Origin of the sequence: Acetobacter senegalensis, assembly GCF_001580995.1 — a bacterium.
Lineage (GTDB): Bacteria > Pseudomonadota > Alphaproteobacteria > Acetobacterales > Acetobacteraceae > Acetobacter > Acetobacter senegalensis.
The window spans coordinates 1-1577 of record NZ_LHZU01000033.1; the positions used below are offsets into that span (position 1 = coordinate 1).

A 1577-nucleotide genomic window follows, 5' to 3' on the forward strand; every position below is an offset into this window, starting at 1 on the left:
GGGGCTGGGCGAGCGAGGCACTCATGGACTTGATCCTGTCAGTTCTATCTGTCTTGAAGATGTGGCGTTCGGTATAAAGATAACAGTCCCTACAGCCGTAAATGGCAGCAAGGGGCTGCCTTTATGTCCAAAACGCGGCCAATACGCAAATTTTGTTCCGTTAATCTAGCCGCCCACGCAACGAGTGGGCCGGGAATGCGTAAAGAGAATGAGCGGGCTGTTCACATGGCATGGCGTTTGCCCGTGGGGCAGGAGAGTGGTAACTCATCCTGAAACCCCAACAAGATCAGCACTATAGGAGCGTTCACGCGTAACGCCGAAGGCAAAGTAACGCTGATTGGATTTTTTCGTGAGTTGGTGCGATAGTAACGCCATGCCGCCTGCGCCACAAAGTTGAGGGCACAGGTTAGGATCACTTTTTTCCACGGGGTGACGCGCAATGGCGCAGCTGCGTAAATCATCTTTCCTGCTGCTGGCGGGTCTCAGCCTTGGTGTGTGTCTGGCTTCCGGCGCATCTGCCGCGCCTGGTGACCCATCTTTGACGCCGGATAACAATATTTCCTTCGGGGAAGGGTCTGCCTCTTCCGGTTCATCCCAGAGCGGAAGTTCTGCTGAAAAAAGAACCGTGCATGGGCATCGTAATCTGCCCCCGGGGTATCAGGATGCGCCGTCCATGGAGTTCAACCATGGGGATGATCCAGACCATCTGGCCAAGGTGCATCGTGACTCCATCACGGGGTCAGATCTTTCCCGTTATGGTTCTGCTTATGAAAGCAGCGGCCCCTATGGGTCTGGCCAGCTTGGCGACTCCACGGGGAACGGCTGGGTAACGCCGCGCTGATCTTCCCTTTCACGGCTTGCCCTGCAGCATTGTGAGGCTGTGGGGCCAAGAGCACTTTCTGCCGTGATTGCGGCGCTTCTCACGCTTCCACAACAGAAACGTTCGTCTGACCGCTTGTCAGGTCTTGCAGGCGATGTGTCAGGTCTTCCTGCTGTGCGGCGGGAAGGGTGAGCACAAACTGCGCTCCTGTCGCGTCGTATTCGGGTGTCGCGGTCTCCAGCCCCCATTCCTGCAAGCGGGCCTGAATAATGGCCAGCAGTGAAAACGGAATGTGGAATGTCAGCGTCACACGCTCGATAATGGCTTCCTTGGGGGCCTCGCGCAGGCATTCCGCCGCCGTGCCAGCATAGGCGCGGATCAGGCCGCCTGCGCCCAGTTTGATGCCGCCAAACCAACGGCTGACCACAACTGCCACAAAATCCAGCTTCTGGGCGGTAATAACCTGCAAAATCGGTCGTCCCGCCGTGCCGGAGGGTTCGCCTGCATCATGACAGCGGCAAAGGGGGCCAATCTGCCAGGCCCAGCAATGGTGTGTGGCGTCAGGTTCGGCGGCTGCAATCTGGCTGATGAAGGCGTCAGCTTCCTCAGCGCTGCGTGCCGGTGTGGCCCGCGCCAGAAAACGGCTTTTGCGGATGTCTTTCTCAAGTGTGAACGGGCCAGTCAGCGTTTCGGTCATGCCGCGCATGATAATGGCGCGCCCTGAAAGGCGACAAGGGGCAGCGTGGCGTCCCCCCAC

Annotated in this window: 3 protein-coding genes; 1 reads left to right on the plus strand and 2 read right to left on the minus strand. The window is 58.3% G+C overall.

Annotated elements, in window-relative coordinates; all coding sequences use genetic code 11:
* Window positions 1-221: 221 nt before the first annotated feature.
* Window positions 222-416, minus strand: coding sequence for a hypothetical protein (locus AD948_RS17950; RefSeq protein ID WP_156478862.1), 195 nt, complete (start codon window positions 414-416; stop codon window positions 222-224).
* Window positions 417-439: 23 nt separating this feature from the next.
* Between AD948_RS17950 and AD948_RS00210 the strand changes: the two genes are divergently transcribed.
* Entirely contained in the window at window positions 440-841 is a 402-nt protein-coding gene (locus AD948_RS00210) for a hypothetical protein (protein WP_058987106.1), read from the plus strand.
* Between the two features lie 79 nt (window positions 842-920).
* On the opposite strand, the gene AD948_RS00215 is transcribed toward AD948_RS00210, so the two are convergent.
* On the minus strand, window positions 921-1517 hold the full coding sequence (locus tag AD948_RS00215) for an IMPACT family protein (protein WP_039903987.1): 597 nt from the start codon (window positions 1515-1517) through the stop codon (window positions 921-923).
* Between the last annotated feature and the right edge of the window lie 60 nt (window positions 1518-1577).

Bases quoted from the DNA above. Each gene is read 5' to 3' on its own strand.
- AD948_RS00210 (WP_058987106.1), top strand. From the start codon at position 440: ATGGCGCAGCTGCGTAAATCATCTTTCCTGCTGCTGGCGGGTCTCAGC.
- AD948_RS00215 (WP_039903987.1), bottom strand. From the start codon at position 1,517: ATGACCGAAACGCTGACTGGCCCGTTCACACTTGAGAAAGACATCCGC.